Origin of the sequence: Nocardioides mesophilus (assembly GCF_014395785.1) — a bacterium.
GTDB classification, from domain to species: domain Bacteria; phylum Actinomycetota; class Actinomycetes; order Propionibacteriales; family Nocardioidaceae; genus Nocardioides_B; species Nocardioides_B mesophilus.
In genome coordinates this window covers 167,332-184,054 of sequence record NZ_CP060713.1, presented here as the reverse complement: position 1 = coordinate 184,054, position 16,723 = coordinate 167,332, and the positions used below count along the sequence as shown (strand labels likewise).

Genomic DNA, 16,723 nt, shown 5'->3' with positions numbered 1-16,723 from the left:
CTGCCTTCCCCACAGTCGGTCAGGCCTGCGCCCTCAGCGTTGGTCTGTCTTGTGGTGTCCGATCGTCGTGGTTCGAAGTGTCCGGAAGGGGCCGATCTCACCTATGTCTCCGGGGCCCGCCACGAGCGACTCGTTCGTGCACCTGCACGTCCACACCGAGTACTCCATGCTCGACGGCGCCGCCCGGCTGGGTGCGCTGACCGAGCGGGCGGCCGAGCTGGGCATGCCCGCGGTGGCGATGACCGACCACGGGAACGTCTTCGGGGCGCACGAGTTCTACAAGAAGGCCACCGCCGCCGGGGTGAAGCCGATCATCGGCATCGAGGCCTACTTCGCTCCGAACATCTCGCGGTTCGAGAAGCGGGGGGTGAACTTCTACGACGGCGGGCCCGACGACGTCTCCGCCCGGGGTGCCTACACCCACATGACGCTGCTCTCGGAGACCACCGAGGGCATGCACAACCTGTTCCGCCTCTCGACCGGGGCCTGGAGCGACGGCTTCTTCAAGCACCCGCGGATGGATCGCGAGCTGCTCGCCCAGCACGGCCGCGGGATCATCGGCACCACCGGGTGCCCGTCCGGCGAGGTGCAGGTGCACCTGCGCTACGGCAACTACGAGGCCGCCCGCAAGACCGCCGGTGACTTCCAGGACATCCTCGGCCGGGACAACTACTTCCTCGAGCTGATGGACCACGGCCTCGACATCGAGAACCGGGTCCGCGACGGGCTGCTCCGGCTGGCCAAGGACCTGCAGATCCCGCTGCTGGCCACCAACGACTCGCACTACGTCAACCGCGAGGACGCGGCCGCGCAGGAGCACCTGCTGTGCATCAACTCCGGCAGCACGATGGACACCCCGGCCGGGGACGGGCCCGGTCAGCGCTTCGCGTTCAGCGGCGACGGCTACTACCTCAAGTCCGCCCAGGAGATGCGCGCGATCTGGGCCGACAAGTACCAACTCCGCGAGGCCTGCGACAACACGCTGCTGATCGCCGAGCGGTGCGACGTCTCGTTCACCGAGCGCGCCGGCGCCTACATGCCGCGGTTCCCCTGCCCGCCGGGGGAGAACGAGGACTCCTGGCTGGTCAAGGAGGTCGAGCGGGGCCTGAAGGTGCGCTACCCCGGCGGGATCCCCGAGGAGGTCCGCAAGCAGGCCGAGTTCGAGATCGGCGTGATCACCCAGATGGGGTTCCCCGGCTACTTCCTCGTCGTCGCGGACTTCATCAACTGGGCCAAGGACAACGGGATCCGGGTCGGCCCGGGACGCGGCTCCGGGGCCGGCTCGATGGTCGCCTACGCGATGCGGATCACCGACCTCGACCCGCTCAAGCACGGCCTGATCTTCGAGCGCTTCCTCAACCCCGACCGCGTCTCGATGCCCGACTTCGACATCGACTTCGACGAGCGTCGGCGCGGCGAGGTGATCAAGTACGTCACCGAGAAGTACGGCGACGACCGGGTCTCCTACATCGTCACCTACGGCACCATCAAGGCGAAGCAGGCGGTCAAGGACTCCTCGCGGATCCTGGCCTACCCGTTCGCGATGGGGGACCGGATCACCAAGGCCATGCCGGCCGCGGTGATGGGCAAGGACGTGCCGCTCCAGGAGATCTTCAACCCCGACCACAAGCGCTACGGCGAGGGCGGCGAGTTCCGCGCGCTCTACGAGAACGACAACGACGTCAAGCGGGTCGTCGACACCGCGATCGGCATCGAGGGCCTGAAGCGCCAGTGGGGCGTCCACGCCGCCGGCATCATCATGTCCAGCGAGCCGCTGGTCGACGTGATCCCGCTGCTCCGGCGTCCTTCCGACGGCGCCATGATCACGCAGTTCGACTACCCGACCTGCGAGTCGCTCGGCCTGATCAAGATGGACTTCCTGGGGTTGCGCAACCTCACCGTCCTCGACGACGCGGTGAAGAACATCGAGGCCAACCGCGGGGAGAAGCTGGTCCTCGAGGACCTGCCCCTCGACGACGCGGCCTCCTACCAGCTGCTCGGCACCGGCAACACGCTCGGCGTGTTCCAGCTCGACGGCGGGCCGATGCGCGGGCTGCTCCGGCTGATGCGGCCCGACAACTTCGAGGACATCTCCGCGGTCCTGGCGCTCTACCGACCCGGCCCGATGGGCGTGGACTCGCACACCAACTACGCCCTGCGCAAGAACGGCAAGCAGGAGATCAAGCCGATCCACCCCGAGCTCGAGGAGCCGCTCCAGGAGATCCTCGGGACGACGCACGGCCTGATCGTCTACCAGGAGCAGGTCCAGAAGGTCGCCCAGAAGGTGGCCGGCTACAGCCTGGGCCAGGCCGACCTGCTGCGCCGCGCGATGGGCAAGAAGAAGAAGGAGGTGCTCGACGCCGAGTACGTCCCCTTCTCCGAGGGCATGCGGGCCAACGGCTACTCCGACGAGGCGATCAAGGCGCTGTGGGACGTGCTGGTGCCGTTCTCCGACTACGCCTTCAACAAGGCGCACACCGCGGCGTACGGCCTGATCTCCTACTGGACCGCCTACCTCAAGCAGCACTACGCCGCCGAGTACATGGCCGCCTTGTTGACCTCCGTCAAGGACGACAAGGACAAGATGGCGATCTACCTCAACGAGTGTCGCCGGATGAAGATCCAGGTCCTCCCGCCGGACGTCAACGAGTCGGCGTTCAACTTCACCCCGGTGGGGCGCGACGTCCGGTTCGGCCTGAGCGCGATCCGCAACGTGGGCGGCAACGTCGTCGACGGGATCATCGCCGCCCGGGAGTCGAAGGGCCGCTTCGTCGACTTCAACGACTTCCTCGAGAAGGTCCCCGTGCAGGTGTGCAACAAGCGGGTGATCGAGTCGCTCGTCAAGGCCGGTGCCTTCGACGAGATGAAGCACAAGCGCCGGGCGCTCGTCGCCATCCACGAGCAGGCGGTCGACCAGTTCGTCGACATCAAGCGCAACGAGGCGATCGGCCAGGACTCCCTCTTCGGCGGCCTCGACGAGGACGCCGGCGGCGGGTTCGGGTTGTCGGTCGCGCCGCCCGACATCGACGAGTGGGACAAGACGACGCTGCTCGGTCACGAACGGGACATGCTCGGCCTCTACGTCTCCGACCACCCGCTGCTCGGGCTCGAGCACATCTTGTCCAACGGCACCGACTGCACGATCGGGCAGCTGCTCCTCGACGAGGAGCGCCCCGACGGGTCGACGGTCACCATCTCGGGCCTGCTCACCTCGGTGCAGCGCAAGATCACCAAGCGCGGAGACGCCTGGGCGATGGTGACCGTGGAGGACCTGGAGGGCGCCATCGACGTGCTGCTCTTCCCGAGCGCCTACCAGCTCGCCAGCACGCTGCTGATCGAGGACGCGATCGTCACGGTCAAGGGACGCGTCTCGCGGTCCAAGGACCAGCCGGAGCTGCACGGTCAGGAGGTCTCGGTCCCCGACCTCTCCGAGGGACCCTCCGGGCCGGTGGTCATCTCGATGCCCTCCACGAGGTGCACGCCCCCGGTGGTCGAGCAGCTCAAGGAGGTGCTCGGCACGCACCCCGGGGTCACCGAAGTACGGTTGCGCCTGATGACCAAGACCGCCACCACCGTCCTCCGCCTCGACGACCGACTGCGGGTCGCCCCGAGCCCGGAGCTGTTCGCCGACCTCAAGGCGCTCCTCGGCCCGCACTGCCTGGTCGGCGCATGAGCCCGAACGGCGACGTGAGGTCCCGGGCATGAGCCACGACGGACCCGGTGCCGCCCCGGTGGACGCCGGGACGCAGGTCGCGGCAGCCACGGACGGAGGGGGGTCGCGCGCCACGTCGGCCGCTGGCCCGGCGGGGCGCGACCTCGTGGCCGTTCTCGGCACCTCGCTCCTGCTGGGCGTCGTCGCCGCGGTGCTCTGGTGGCTGCTGGTGGACCCGGCCGAGTTCACCCGCACCGCCGCCGGCGGCCTGGGCATGGGCGAGGTGGAGCTGGGCAAGCGCTTCAACGACGACGGCTGGTTCGTGGTGATCTCCGGGGTGCTCGGTCTGCTCTCCGGCGCCGGGTTCACCTGGTGGCGCTCGCGCGACCCGCTGCTCACCAGCGTGCTGGTGGTCCTCGGTGCCGCTCTGGGCGTCGCGACGATGGCCCTGCTGGGGCGGTGGCTCGGGCCGTCGGCGCCGGCCTCGGTCGCGGACGCGGCGGCCACCGGAGCCAGCCTGCCGGTGCCGCTCGAGGTGACCGGAGCGGTCTGCTACCTGGTCTGGCCGATCACCGCGCTGCTGGGCGCGCTGCTGGTGCTGTGGTCGCCGGGGCCGGGGCAGACCGGCTCCGGAGCGTCGCGGACCGAGGACACCGCTTCCGGCTGACCGGGATCCCTCGACGGCGTCAGCGACCGATCGCCGACACCGTCGCTGCGGTGAGCGCGACCAGGTCGGCAGGGGAGAGCTCGAGGTCCAGGCCCCGCCGGCCGCCGGAGACGAAGACCGTCGGGTGCGCCATCGCGCTGTCGTCGAGCACGGTGGGGTGGCGGCGCTTCTGGCCCAGCGGCGAGATCCCGCCGACGACGTACCCGGTGGCGCGCTCGGCGTCGGCCGGGTCGGCCATCGCGGCCTTCTTGGCCCCGACGGCCGCCGCGACCGCCTTCAGGTCCAGCTGGCCCGCGACCGGCACGATCGCGACGACCAGCCGAGGGGTCCCTCCGGAGCCCGGTGCCGGGTCGACCGAGACCAGCAGCGTCTTGAGCACCCGGCGCGGGTCCAGGCCGAGGGCCTCCGCCGCCTCCCGGCCGTAGGAGCCGGCGGCCGGGTCGTACTCGTAGCCGTGGGCCGTGAACGGCACGCCCGCCCGGGTCAGCGCGACGGTGGCCGGCGTCGCGCCGGCCGACTGCTTCCTCCTGCTCACCGCACGCTCAGTTCGGTGACCAGGCGGTGCGGGCCACCTCGGTGGCCGGCAGCGACGGGATCGCCCGCATGGCGCGCATCTCCTCCCGCAGCGCGTGGCGCAGCATCGCCAGCCGCTCCAGCGGCGTCGCGGCCTCCAGCAGCTCCTGCCGCTCGGAGAGGGTGAGCAGGCAGGTGGCGGCCAGGCTGTAGGAGAGCAGCTCGGGGTCCTTGGGCAGGTCACCCTCGAGGACGTCGTCGCCGCGCAGCTCCGAGAGGCGGGCGCGGTAGTCCTCGAAGACCGCTCGGGCGCGGCGTGCCTCCTCGTGCGCCTCCGCGGTCAACGGCGCCGGATCCGGCAGCGTCTCGACGTCGCCGACCAGGTAGGGCCCGGAGGTGTCCAGCCCGTCGAGCCGGAGCCGGTGCCGGCCGACCACCTCGATGTCGAAGCGTCCGTCGGGGTACGGGTCGACCGAGGTCATCTGCACCACGCAGCCGACCCGGTGCACCGACTGGACGCCGTGGGTGCCCACCTCGAAGCCCTCACGGATGGCCACGATCCCGAACAGCCGCTGCGGCTTCTCGGGGATCGTGAGCAGGTGGTGGACCAGCGCCCGGTAGCGGTCCTCGAAGACGTGCAGGGGAACGCTGACGCCCGGAAACATCACCGCGTTCAGCGGGAAGATGGGCAGCTGCTCGCGCACAGGGTCAAACCTACCCACTTCCCGGCGCCGGAGGGTGCCGGACACAGCACGGACGGGCGTCCGTCGTGCTGGCCCCGCCCACCTAGACTGGGCGCCATGATCCGCCGAATCGACCTCAGGGGCCGCCAGGTCGCTGACTACCGCACCGTGGTGCCGCGCGCAGACTTCGACGTCGAGGCCGCCCTCGACGTCGTCCGGCCGATCTGCGACGCGGTCCGTCATCGCGGCGTCGAGGCGATCGTGGAGTACTCCGCACGCTTCGACCGGGTCGAGCAGAGCGAGATCGCCGTGCCCGCCGAGGCCCTGGTCCGCGCCCTGGAGGGGCTGGACCCGGCGGTCCGCCTCGCGCTCGAGGAGTCCATCCGCCGGCTCCGCGCCACCTGTGAGGCCGAGCTCGAGCAGGACACGGTCACCGAGGTGGTGCCCGGCGGCACCGTCACGCAGCGGATGATCCCGATCGAGCGGGTCGGGCTCTACGTCCCCGGTGGCATCGCGCCCCTGGTCTCCAGCGTCGTGATGAACGTCGTGCCCGCCCAGGTCGCCGGCGTCGGCTCGATCGCGCTGACCTCCTCGCCGCAGGCCGAGCACGGCGGGCTGCCGCACCCGACGATCCTGGCCGCCTGCGCGCTGCTCGGCGTGCAGGAGGTGTACGCCGTCGGCGGCGCGCAGGCGATCGCGATGTTCGCCTACGGCGCCGGCCCCTGCCGCAAGGTCGACCTGGTCACCGGACCGGGCAACATCTACACCGTCTCCGCGAAGCGGCTGCTCAAGGGCGTCGTCGGCATCGACTCCGAGGCCGGCCCGACCGAGATCGCGATCCTCGCCGACGACAGCGCGGAGGCCGCGTTCGTCGCCGCGGACCTGATCAGCCAGGCCGAGCACGACCCGCTGGCCGCCTCGGTGCTGGTCACCCCCTCCGAGGCGCTGGCCGCCGACGTCGAGGCCGAGCTGGACAAGCAGGTCTCGGTGACCCGGCACGTCGAACGCGTCCGGACCGCTCTGTCCGGGCGGCAGTCGGGGATCGTGCTCGTCGACGACCTCGAGCAGGGCCTCGCGGTGGTGAACGCCTACGCCGCCGAGCACCTGGAGATCCAGACCGAGGACGCCCCGGCCTGGGCCGCCCGGGTGGTCAACGCGGGCGCCATCTTCGTCGGCGCCTTCGCCCCGGTCTCGCTCGGTGACTACTGCGCCGGCTCCAACCACGTCCTGCCGACCGCGGGCTGCGCCTGCCACTCCGGCGGGCTGTCGGTGCGCGACTTTCGCAAGGCGGTGCACGTGATCAGCTACGACGCAACCGCCCTGCGTGACGTCGCCGACCACGTCGTCACGCTCGCCGAGGCCGAGGACCTGCCCGGCCACGGTGCCGCGGTGCGCGCCCGCTTCGCCGGCCGGGGCGAGTGATGGCGCTGCCGCTGCGCGAGGAGCTGCGGGGGATCGCGCCGTACGGCGCTCCGCAGATCGACGTGCCGGTCGCCCTCAACGTCAACGAGAACCCCTACCCGCCGAGCGAGGCCGTGGTGGCCGACGTCGCCGCCGCGGCGGCCGAGGCCGCCCGGACCCTGAACCGCTACCCGGACCGCGAGTTCGTCGCGCTGCGGGCGGCGCTCGCCGACTACCTCGGCCACGGTGTCACGCCCGAGCAGGTGTGGGCGGCGAACGGGTCCAACGAGGTGATGCTGCAGATCCTGCAGGCGTTCGGCGGCCCCGGCCGTACGGCGGTCTCGTTCGCGCCGACGTACTCGATGTATCCCGAGTACGCCCGGGACGCGATGACCGGCTGGGTGGTCGGCCACCGCGCCGAGGACTTCACGCTCGACCCGGCGCACGCCGTCGCGGTGGTGAAGGAGCACCAGCCCTCGGTGGTGCTGCTGCCCTCGCCGAACAACCCGACCGGCACCGCGCTCGCCCCCGACACGGTCGCCGCGGTGTGTGCGGCGTCGGCGGAGGTCGACGGGGTGGTGGTGATCGACGAGGCCTACGGCGAGTTCCGCCGCTCCGGCACCCCGAGCGCGCTCGAGCTGCTGCCGACCACCCCGAACCTCGTCGTCTCCCGGACGATGAGCAAGGCGTTCGCGCTGGCCGGGGCCCGGCTGGGCTACCTCGCCGCGTCCCCGCAGATCTGCGACGCGTTGCGGGTGGTGCGGCTGCCCTACCACCTCTCGGCGCTCACGCAGGCCGTCGCGCTGGTCGCGCTGCGGCACCGCGAGGAGCTGCTCGGCCGGGTCGACGACCTGCGCGCCGAGCGCGACGCGACGGTGGCCTGGCTGCGGGCCCAGGGGCTCACGGTCGCCGACTCCGATGCGAACTTCGCGTTGTTCGGGACCTTCCCGGACCGGCATGCTGTCTGGCAGGGCCTGCTCGACCGGGGTGTGCTGATCCGGGAGACCGGGCCCGACGGCTGGCTGCGGGTGTCGATCGGCACACCCGCGGAGATGGCCGCCTTCAAGGCGGCGCTACTGGAGGTGTTGGGATGACCCGTCGTGCCCGGATCGAGCGCGAGACCAAGGAGTCCAAGGTCCTCGTCGAGCTCGACCTCGACGGCAGCGGCCGCTCGGACGTCTCGACGGGCGTCGGCTTCTACGACCACATGCTCGACGCCTTCTCGCGGCACTCGCTGATCGACCTCACCGTGCACAGCGACGGCGACACCCACATCGACGCCCACCACACCGTGGAGGACACCGCGATCGTGCTCGGCGACGCGTTGCGCGAGGCGCTCGGCGACAAGCGCGGGATCCGTCGGTTCGGCGACGCGCTGGTGCCCCTCGACGAGGCCCTCGTGCAGTGTGCGGTCGACGTCTCCGGTCGGCCCTACTGCGTGCACGTGGGGGAGCCCGAGGCGCAGCAGTTCGTGAACATCGGCGGCTCCGGCAACGCGCCGTACGTCGGGTCGCTGACCAAGCACGTCTTCGAGACGCTCGCCTTCCACGCCCGGATCGCGCTGCACGTCCGGGTGCTCTCCAGCCGCGACCCGCACCACCTGGTGGAGGCGCAGTACAAGGCGTTCGCCCGGGCGCTGCGCGATGCGGTCGCGGTCGACCCGCGCGAGAGCGGCGTGCCCTCGACGAAGGGCAGCCTGTGACCGACCCCTCGGTGGTGGTCTTCGACTACGGGTCGGGGAACACCCGGTCGGCCGTCCGCGCCCTCGAGCGCGCCGGCGCCACGGTCACGCTCACCGCGGACCGCGCCGCGGCCATGGACTGCGACGGCCTGGTGGTCCCCGGGGTCGGCGCCTTCGCGGCCTGCGTCGAGGGGCTGCGGGCCGCCAAGGGTCACGAGATCATCGGCCGGCGTCTGGCCGGCGGCCGGCCGGTGCTCGGGATCTGCGTGGGCATGCAGATCCTGTTCGCCCACGGCGTCGAGCACGGCGTGGACACCGAAGGGCTGGACGAGTGGCCCGGGGTGGTGGACCGGCTGCGGGCCGACGTGGTGCCGCACATGGGCTGGAACACCGTCGAGGCGCCGGAGGGGACCACGCTGTTCGACGGCGTCCGTGACGAGCGGTTCTACTTCGTGCACTCCTACGGCGTGCACGACTGGACGCTGCGCACCAACGGCCGCACCCGGCCGCCGCTGGTCACCTGGGCCACCCACGGCGGCGACCGGTTCGTCGCCGCGGTGGAGAACGGCGCGCTCTGCGCCACCCAGTTCCATCCGGAGAAGTCCGGGGACGCGGGCGCCGCGCTACTGCGCAACTGGGTCCGGACGCTCCCGGTCCGGTGAGCAAGGAACGCGCCAAGCGCCGCGCCGCCCGCGAGCACGAGGCCGCCCTGCGGGTCGCGGCCCGGGCCGCCCAGGCCGAGCGACGCGAGCGGCGGCTGGCCCGGCGCCGGGGGCTGCAGCGGCTGACCACCGACCGGCTGCCGCGGTGGCGTCCGGTGGGCCGCGACACCGGGCTGCTGGCCCGCCGCCGGCGGCTGCGCCGGGGGCTCCTGGTCGCGCTGGTGCTGGCCCTGAACGTGCTGGTCTGGGTGGTCCGGCCGGACTGGGAGGCCCGGCTGGCCGCGCTGGTGGTCTCGGTGCTGGCGTTCCCGGTACTGGCGACCTTGCTGCTGCCGCGGCGCTAGCGGACCGGGTGCCCCGCCTCGCGCAGGGCGTCCTTGACCTCACCGATCCGCAGCGTCCCGAAGTGGAAGACGGTCGCGGCGAGCACCGCGTCCGCGCCGGCGTCGACCGCCGGCGGGAAGTGCTCCACCTTGCCGGCGCCGCCGGAGGCGATCACCGGCACCGACACCTCGGCCCGGACCAGCCGGATCAGCTCGAGGTCGAAGCCGTCCTGGGTGCCGTCGGCGTCCATGGCGTTGAGCAGGATCTCGCCGGCGCCGAGCTCGGCGGCCCGGTCCGCCCACTCCACGGCGTCCAGGCCGGCGCTCTCGCGGCCGCCGTGGGTGGTCACCTCGAAGCCGCTGTCGGTGCCGCCGCCGGGGCCGGTGCGCCGGGCGTCCACCGACAGCACCAGCACCTGGTTGCCGAACCGGTCGGCGATCTCGGCGAGCAGCTCGGGCCGGCGGATCGCCGCGGTGTTGACCGCGACCTTGTCGGCGCCGGCCCGCAGCAGCGCGTCGACGTGCGCCACGCTGCCCACCCCGCCGCCCACGGTGAGCGGGATGAAGACCTGCTCGGCGGTCGCGGAGACGATCTCCATGGTGGTGGCCCGGCCCTCGTGGGAGGCGGAGATGTCGAGGAAGGTCAGCTCGTCGGCGCCCTCGGCGTCGTAGCGCCGGGCCAGCTCGACCGGGTCGCCGGCGTCGCGGAGGTTCTCGAAGTTGACGCCCTTGACGACGCGGCCGGCGTCGACGTCGAGGCAGGGGATCACCCGGACGGCGAGGCTCACGGTCGCCGGTCCTGCTGCAGCCCGGCGGGCAGGGTGAGCGCCAGCGCGTCCTCGAGGCTGAACCGGCCCTCGTAGAGCGCGGTCCCGATGATCGCGCCCTCGACGCCCTCCGCGACCAGGCCCTGGAGCGCCTCGAGGTCGGCGAGCTCGGTGATCCCGCCGGAGGCCACCACCGGCCGGTCGGTGGCCGCGCACACGTCGCGGAGCAGGTCGAGGTTCGGCCCCTGCAGCATCCCGTCCTTGTTGACGTCGGTGACGACGTACCGCGCGCAGCCCTCGGAGTCGAGCCTGGCCAGCACGTCGTAGAGGTCGCCGCCGTCCCGGGTCCAGCCGCGGGCCGCGAGGGTCCGGCCGCGCACGTCGAGGCCGACGGCCACCCGGTCGCCGTGCTCGGCGATCGCCTTCGCGCACCACTCGGGCTGCTCCAGGGCTGCGGTGCCCATGTTCACCCGGCGGCAGCCGGCGGCCATCGCCGCGGCCAGCGACTCGTCGTCGCGGATCCCGCCGCTGACCTCGACGTCGATGTCGAGCGTGCCGATGATCCGGGCCAGCAGGTCGCGGTTGTGGCCGCGGCCGAAGGCGGCGTCGAGGTCGACGAGGTGGATCCACTCGGCCCCGCGGCGCTGCCAGTTCAGCGCCGCCTCCAGCGGGTCGCCGAAGTGCTTCTCGGAGCCGGCCACGCCCTGGACGAGCTGGACGGCCTGGCCGTCCGAGATGTCGACGGCAGGCAGCAGCTCGAGGTAGGTGCTCATGGCGCTCACCCTATGACGCCCCGGGACCGACGCCGTCCGGGTCTCGCGGCCGCCGACCCGGACCGGCACGCGGACCCGGCCGGCAGTCCCCGGCGACGGCGCTCAGACGCCGAAGGAGGCGGCCTGCAGCGCCGCCACCGCCTGGTCCGGCCCGGACAGGGTGACGCGCGCCTGGGGCTGCCGGCCGAACACGAACATCGTCACCTCGCCGGGCGGTCCGCTGACCACCACCGGCTCCGGGCCGTCCTTGAGCACCGTTCGCGACCCGGTGGTGGCGTTCTCGATCACCACCGGGGCGGGGGCGCTGCGCAGCAGCCCCTTGCCGGCGGTGCGCACCATCGACCAGAGGACCTTCTGCGCGTCGCCGCCGAGCTCCCGCGGCTCCCAGCCGGCCCCGGCGCGGCGGATGTCCTCGTGGTGGACGAAGAACTCCAGCGTGTTCAGCAGCCCGTCCAGCTTGGGCAGGGCGTACGGCGACCACGGCGACGGGCCCTTCCGCAGCCGCGCGACGAGCTCCTCGAACGGCTGGCGCCCCTTGCGCCGCATCTCGCGCTCGGTCAGCCCGGCGGCGGGGGACAGCACGATGCCGATCGCGGCCGGGCTCCGCTCCCGGACCAGCAGGTGCACCACCAGCTCCTTGACCGTCCACTCGCCGCACAGCGTCGGCTGGTCGGGGCCCACCGCCAGGGCGGTGTCGCACAGCGCCGTGCGCTCGCTCCTGGCCAGGGATGTCGGGGTCTCCATGGGGCCGATCGTAGGCTGGTGCCCGGTGCGACCGCCCCGCACGCCCGCTGCCCGGCGCGGGCCGGGCCGCCGCGGGCCCTCACGAGGGGGCCGCACCCGACGGCATCAGGACAAGGAGAGCGGTGGCCAGCACGACGCGCGCGCAGCAGCGGACGAGGTCGGTGACCTCGGGGAGCACCTTGCGCGAGGGCTTCGCCGTCCTCGGGGTGGCGATCAAGCGCGAGCCCGTGGTGTTCACCCTTTCCACCCTGGGCAGCGTGCTGTTCGGCGCGCTCACCGTCGCGGACGCCTGGGTGCTGGGCTGGTCGACCGACCACGTGGTCCTGCCCGCCTTCGAGTCCGGCAGGGTCGAGTGGGACGGCCTGATCGCGATCCTGGCGCTGTTCGTCGGGGTGGCGCTGCTGCGCGCGGTGGGCATCGTCGCCCGCCGCCTGGGCGCCGGCGTCATGCAGTACCGCATGCAGGCCTACCACCGGCGCGCGGTCACGCGGCAGTACCTCCGGCTGCCGATCTCCTGGCACCAGCAGCACCCGACCGGGCAGCTGCTCTCCAACGCCAACTCCGACGTCGAAGCCGCGTGGGCGCCGATCGCGCCGCTGCCGATGGCGGTCGGGACGGTGGCGATGATGGTGATCGCGGTCGTGCAGATGCTGCTCACCGACCTGGTGATGGCGGGCGTCGGGCTGCTCGTGTTCCCGGCGGTGATCGTCGCCAACCTGGTCTTCCAGCGGCTGCAGTCGCCGCTGATGACCCGGGCGCAGGCGCTCCGGGCCGAGGTCAGCGAGGTCGCGCACGAGTCCTTCGACGGCGCGCTGGTGGTCAAGACGCTGGGGCGCGAGAGCGAGGAGACCCAGCGCTTCGCGCGCAAGGCCCACCAGCTGCGCGACACCAACGTGAAGGCGGGCCGGGTGCGGGCCGCGTTCGACCCGGTGCTGGAGGCGCTGCCGAACCTGGGGGTGCTCGCCGTGCTGGCGGTCGGCGTCAACCAGGTGCTCGCCGGCCGTGCGGCGCCCGGCGACGTGGTGACGATCGGCTACCTGCTCACCATCGTGGCGTTCCCGATCCGGTCGCTGGGCTGGCTGCTGGGCGAGTTCCCGCGCAGCGTGGTCGGGTTCCAGCGGGTCTCCGCGGTCCTCGCCGCCACCGGCGAGATGCAGTACGGCGGCCGCCGGATCGAGCCGGTCACCGGCCCCGGGGCGGCGCTCGCCGTGGACCACCTGGCCTACCGCTACGACCGCTCCGAGGACGGGCCGCCGGTGCTGGCGGACCTCACGTTCACCGTGGCTCCGGGACGCACCGTCGCGGTGGTCGGCGAGACCGCCTCGGGCAAGAGCACGCTGACCTCGCTGCTGGTGCGCCTGGTCGACCCGGACCGGGGCAGCGTCAGCGTCGACGGCGTGGACCTGCGAGACCTCGCCGCGGGGGTGGTCGCCGAGCACGTGGCGCTGGTGCCGCAGCAGGCGTTCCTCTTCGACGACACCGTCCGCGGCAACGTGACCCTCGGCCTCGACGTCAGCGACGACGCGGTCTGGGAGGCGCTGCGGACCGCGCAGGCGGACGGCTTCGTCGCCGCGCTGCCCGACGGCCTCGACACCCGGATCGGGGAGCGCGGCACCAGCCTGTCCGGCGGCCAGCGTCAGCGGCTCTCGCTGGCCCGGGCGCTGGTGCGCCGGCCGCGGCTGCTGGTGATGGACGACGCCACCTCGGCGGTCGACCCGGAGGTCGAGGCCCGGATCCTCGCGGCGCTGCGCGCCTCCGGCGGCGGGCCGGGGGAGGGCGCGACGGTGCTCGTGGTGGCCTACCGCAAGGCGACGATCTCGCTGGCCGACGAGGTCGTGCACCTCGTCGACGGCAGGGTCGCCGACCAGGGCACCCACGCCGAGCTGCTCAGCCGGAACCCCGGCTACGCGCGGCTGGTCAACGCCTACGAGCACGAGGTCACCGTCGAGGAAGTCGCCGGCAGCGACGAGGTGAGGTCCCGATGAGCACCGCGACCACCCCGCCCGGGACCGGTGCCGCCGGCACCAGCATGGACACCGGCGAGTCGATCACCGCGCGGCAGACGCTGCGCCGCGGCATCGAGCTGTCGCCGGAGCTCAAGGAGGGGTTCGGCGGCACCTTCGCCTTCGCGGTGCTGGCCACCCTGGGCCGGGTCGTGATCCCGATCTCGGTGCAGCAGACCCTCGACCGCGGCCTCGGCGCCGAGGGCGGCCCGGACCTCGGGTTCATGGCCTGGATGGCCACCGCGGCCGCGGCCGCCGTCGTGGTGACCGGGCTGGCGTCGTACCTCATGACCTCGCGGCTGTTCACCGCCGCCGAGCGCGGCCTGGCGACGCTGCGGATCAAGGCGTTCCGGCACGTCCACGACCTCCCGATGCTGACCCAGAACACCGAGCGCCGCGGTTCGCTGGTGGCCCGGGTCACCAGCGACGTCGACCAGGTCTCCCAGTTCCTCATCTTCGGCGGCATGATCGCCGTGGTCAGCGTCGGGCAGATCATCGTCGCCACCGCCGTGATGCTGTTCTACAGCTGGCAGCTGACCCTGGTCGTCTGGATCTGCTTCCTGCCGCTCTTCCTCTCGCTGCGGTTCTTCCAGCGCAAGCTCTCCGAGGCGTACGGCGTCGTGCGCCGCCAGGTCGGGGCGATGCTGAGCGCGGTGTCCGAGCCGGTGGTCGGCGCGACCGTCGTGCGTTCCTACGCGATCGAGGGCCGCACCCAGGCCCGCATCGACGAGGCCGTGGACCGCTACAAGCAGGCGAGCACCCGGGCGCAGGGGCTGACCGCCTTCTCGTTCTCGCTCGGCGGGGTCTCGGCCGGCCTGGCGAACGCCGGGGTGCTCATCGTCGGCGTGCTGCTCGGCGTCGACGGCGACATCACCGTCGGCCAGGTGCTGGCGTTCGCCTTCCTGGTCACGTTGTTCGTCGGCCCGGTGCAGATGGGCACCCAGGTGCTGACCGACGCGCAGAACGCGATCGCCGGCTGGCGGCGGGTGATCGGGATCCTGGACACGCCGGCCGACGTGGTCGACCCGGGGGAGGACGGCGAGGAGCTGCCGCGCGGCGGGGTCTCGATCCACTTCGAGGGTGTCGGGTTCTCCTACCCCGGCGGCCCGCCGGTGCTCGCCGACGTCGACCTGGAGATCGCCCCGAACACCCGGGTGGCGGTCGTCGGGGAGACCGGGTCGGGCAAGACCACCCTGGCCAAGCTGCTGACCCGGCTGATGGACCCGGCCACCGGCACCGTGCGCCTCGACGGCACCGACCTGCGCCGGGTGCCGTTCCGGTCGCTGCGCGAGCGGGTCGTGATGGTGCCGCAGGAGGGGTTCCTCTTCGACTCCACGGTGCGGGCGAACGCGTTGTACGGCCGCCTCGACGCCACCGACGAGCAGATCCTCGCCGCGGCCACCGAGCTGGGGCTGCGGGACTGGCTCGACGGGCTGCCGCGCGGCCTGGACACCCCGGTCGGCCAGCGCGGCGAGTCGCTGTCGGCCGGCGAGCGGCAGCTGGTCGCGCTGCTCCGGGCGCACCTGGCCGACCCGGACCTGCTGGTGCTCGACGAGGCCACCAGCGCCGTCGACCCGGCGCTGGAGATGCGGATCAACCGTGCGCTGGAGCGGCTCACCCGGGGCCGGACCTCGGTGACCATCGCGCACCGGATGTCCACCGCGGAGAACGCCGACGAGGTGGTCGTGGTCGACCAGGGCCGGGTCGTGCAGCGTGGGCCGCACGCGCAGCTGGTGGCGGAGGGCGGCGTCTACGGCCGGCTGCACACCTCCTGGGTCGCGCAACAGTCGGTCCGCTGACCGGCGGGTCGGGCCGGCGCCCGGCCTGGTGGGAGGATGGCCCGGTGAGCTCCCTGGACCCCGACATCGCCGGACTGCTCAAGCGCGACGCCGACGGGCTGGTCCCGGCCGTGGTGCAGCAGCACGACACCGGTGAGGTGCTGATGGTCGGCTGGATGGACGACGAGGCGCTGCACCGCACCTTGACCACCGGCCGGGCGACGTACTGGAGCCGCTCGCGCAGCGAGTACTGGGTCAAGGGCGAGACCTCCGGGAACCGGCAGTGGGTGCGCTCGGTGCGGCTCGACTGCGACGGCGACACGCTGCTGCTCGCCGTGGACCAGGAGGGACCCGCCTGCCACACCGGGGACCGCACCTGCTTCGACGCCCGCGAGCTGCCGGTGTCGCAGCCGTGACCGGACGCCGGGACCGCTCGTTCGGGACCACCGTGCTGGTCGGCCTCGGCGCCGGGGCACTGGCCGCCGTCGGCGCCTCCCGGGAGTGGGCCACCTCCTCCGGGGACGCCGCGGGCGTCGCGGTCAACGGGTCGGTCACCGGCTCGGACGCCGCACCGCTGGTGCTGGCGCTGTCGTTGGTCGCGCTCGCCGCCTGGGGCGTGGTGCTGGTGCTGCGGGGCCGTGCCCGGCAGGTCGGCGCCGTCATCGGCGTGCTCGCCGCGGCGGGAGCCCTGGTCGCCCTGGTCGACGCCTTCGACGCCGCGCCGGACGCCGCGGTCACCGCGGCCACTGCCCAGGGGGCGACCAGCGACGTGCTCGCCGGCTCGCTCACCGCGTGGTACTGGACCACCGGCGTCGCTCTCGTCCTGACCCTGGTCACCCTGGGCGTCGCGGTCCTCCGGGCCCGGACCTGGCCCTCCATGGGCAGCCGGTACGACGCCCCCGGCTCGCGCCCGGCGGCCGGTGCCGCCGCGGGCAGCGGGCCCGCTGCCGAGCCGGACGAGCGGGAGCTGTGGCGGGCCATCGACGAGGGCCGCGACCCGACCGCCTGAGCGGCACCACCGCCCGCCACGCCGACCCACGCGCCACCCGGCCGCGCCCGCGGTCCTAGGATGAGGG

16 protein-coding genes are annotated in these 16,723 nt (G+C 73.0%); 11 read left to right on the top strand and 5 right to left on the bottom strand.

All coding sequences use genetic code 11. The annotated features are described in order from the left end of the window. Window positions 1-103 precede the first annotated feature (103 nt). Together dnaE and H9L09_RS00800 are read left to right on the top strand one after the other, a co-directional pair. The gene (dnaE, locus tag H9L09_RS00805) at window positions 104-3,673 is read left to right on the top strand and encodes a DNA polymerase III subunit alpha (RefSeq protein ID WP_187578918.1); all 3,570 of its coding nucleotides are present in this window, start codon (window positions 104-106) and stop codon (window positions 3,671-3,673) included. Window positions 3,674-3,701: 28 nt separating this feature from the next. Next, a complete protein-coding gene (locus H9L09_RS00800) occupies window positions 3,702-4,319 on the top strand; it encodes a hypothetical protein (RefSeq protein WP_187578917.1) in 618 nt (205 codons plus the stop codon). A gap of 19 nt (window positions 4,320-4,338) precedes the next feature. Here the strand turns inward: H9L09_RS00800 and ybaK are convergent, their stop codons facing one another. Together ybaK and H9L09_RS00790 are read right to left on the bottom strand one after the other, a co-directional pair. Next, window positions 4,339-4,854 carry a Cys-tRNA(Pro) deacylase gene (gene ybaK, locus H9L09_RS00795; RefSeq protein ID WP_187578916.1) on the bottom strand — a complete coding sequence of 172 codons (516 nt, stop codon included), beginning with the start codon at window positions 4,852-4,854 and terminating at the stop codon, window positions 4,339-4,341. Between the two features lie 7 nt (window positions 4,855-4,861). Next, on the bottom strand, window positions 4,862-5,536 hold the full coding sequence (locus H9L09_RS00790; protein ID WP_187578915.1) for an LON peptidase substrate-binding domain-containing protein: 675 nt from the start codon (window positions 5,534-5,536) through the stop codon (window positions 4,862-4,864). A 96-nt stretch (window positions 5,537-5,632) separates the two neighbouring features. Between H9L09_RS00790 and hisD the strand changes: the two genes are divergently transcribed. The 5 genes from hisD to H9L09_RS00765 are packed head-to-tail and all read left to right on the top strand — an operon-like array spanning window position 5,633 to window position 9,603. Continuing rightward, window positions 5,633-6,937 carry a histidinol dehydrogenase gene (gene hisD / locus H9L09_RS00785; RefSeq protein ID WP_187578914.1) on the top strand — a complete coding sequence of 435 codons (1,305 nt, stop codon included), beginning with the start codon at window positions 5,633-5,635 and terminating at the stop codon, window positions 6,935-6,937. After that, complete coding sequence (locus H9L09_RS00780; RefSeq protein WP_187578913.1) at window positions 6,937-8,010, top strand: histidinol-phosphate transaminase; 1,074 nt, start codon at window positions 6,937-6,939, stop codon at window positions 8,008-8,010. The genes hisD and H9L09_RS00780 overlap by 1 nt, the downstream gene beginning before the upstream one ends. Next, complete coding sequence (hisB, locus tag H9L09_RS00775; protein ID WP_187578912.1) at window positions 8,007-8,618, top strand: imidazoleglycerol-phosphate dehydratase HisB; 612 nt, start codon at window positions 8,007-8,009, stop codon at window positions 8,616-8,618. Before H9L09_RS00780 ends, hisB begins: the two co-directional genes overlap by 4 nt. Further along, entirely contained in the window at window positions 8,615-9,259 is a 645-nt protein-coding gene (gene hisH / locus H9L09_RS00770) for an imidazole glycerol phosphate synthase subunit HisH (protein WP_187578911.1), read from the top strand. Before hisB ends, hisH begins: the two co-directional genes overlap by 4 nt. Continuing rightward, window positions 9,256-9,603 carry a hypothetical protein gene (locus H9L09_RS00765; protein ID WP_187578910.1) on the top strand — a complete coding sequence of 116 codons (348 nt, stop codon included), beginning with the start codon at window positions 9,256-9,258 and terminating at the stop codon, window positions 9,601-9,603. The genes hisH and H9L09_RS00765 overlap by 4 nt, the downstream gene beginning before the upstream one ends. Here H9L09_RS00765 and hisF read toward each other — a convergent pair. The 3 genes from hisF to H9L09_RS00750 all read right to left on the bottom strand — a co-directional run bounded on the left by hisF (window position 9,600) and on the right by H9L09_RS00750 (window position 11,866). Continuing rightward, on the bottom strand, window positions 9,600-10,370 hold the full coding sequence (gene hisF / locus H9L09_RS00760) for an imidazole glycerol phosphate synthase subunit HisF (protein ID WP_187578909.1): 771 nt from the start codon (window positions 10,368-10,370) through the stop codon (window positions 9,600-9,602). The genes H9L09_RS00765 and hisF overlap by 4 nt on opposite strands. After that, window positions 10,367-11,122 (bottom strand): bifunctional 1-(5-phosphoribosyl)-5-((5-phosphoribosylamino)methylideneamino)imidazole-4-carboxamide isomerase/phosphoribosylanthranilate isomerase PriA, encoded by a 756-nt coding sequence (gene priA / locus H9L09_RS00755; RefSeq protein ID WP_187578908.1) that lies wholly within the window; start codon window positions 11,120-11,122, stop codon window positions 10,367-10,369. Before priA ends, hisF begins: the two co-directional genes overlap by 4 nt. A 102-nt stretch (window positions 11,123-11,224) precedes the next feature. Next, complete coding sequence (locus tag H9L09_RS00750) at window positions 11,225-11,866, bottom strand: TIGR03085 family metal-binding protein (protein WP_187578907.1); 642 nt, start codon at window positions 11,864-11,866, stop codon at window positions 11,225-11,227. 122 nt (window positions 11,867-11,988) lie between these two features. On the opposite strand from H9L09_RS00750, the gene H9L09_RS00745 reads away from it, so the two are divergent. The 4 genes from H9L09_RS00745 to H9L09_RS00730 are packed head-to-tail and all read left to right on the top strand — an operon-like array spanning window position 11,989 to window position 16,656. Continuing rightward, window positions 11,989-13,851, top strand: coding sequence for an ABC transporter ATP-binding protein (locus H9L09_RS00745; RefSeq protein ID WP_246456180.1), 1,863 nt, complete (start codon window positions 11,989-11,991; stop codon window positions 13,849-13,851). Continuing rightward, window positions 13,848-15,668 (top strand): ABC transporter ATP-binding protein, encoded by a 1,821-nt coding sequence (locus H9L09_RS00740; protein WP_187578906.1) that lies wholly within the window; start codon window positions 13,848-13,850, stop codon window positions 15,666-15,668. Before H9L09_RS00745 ends, H9L09_RS00740 begins: the two co-directional genes overlap by 4 nt. Window positions 15,669-15,712: 44 nt before the next feature. Further along, complete coding sequence (hisI, locus tag H9L09_RS00735) at window positions 15,713-16,063, top strand: phosphoribosyl-AMP cyclohydrolase (protein WP_187578905.1); 351 nt, start codon at window positions 15,713-15,715, stop codon at window positions 16,061-16,063. Further along, complete coding sequence (locus tag H9L09_RS00730; protein WP_187578904.1) at window positions 16,060-16,656, top strand: Trp biosynthesis-associated membrane protein; 597 nt, start codon at window positions 16,060-16,062, stop codon at window positions 16,654-16,656. Before hisI ends, H9L09_RS00730 begins: the two co-directional genes overlap by 4 nt. Window positions 16,657-16,723: the final 67 nt, after the last annotated feature.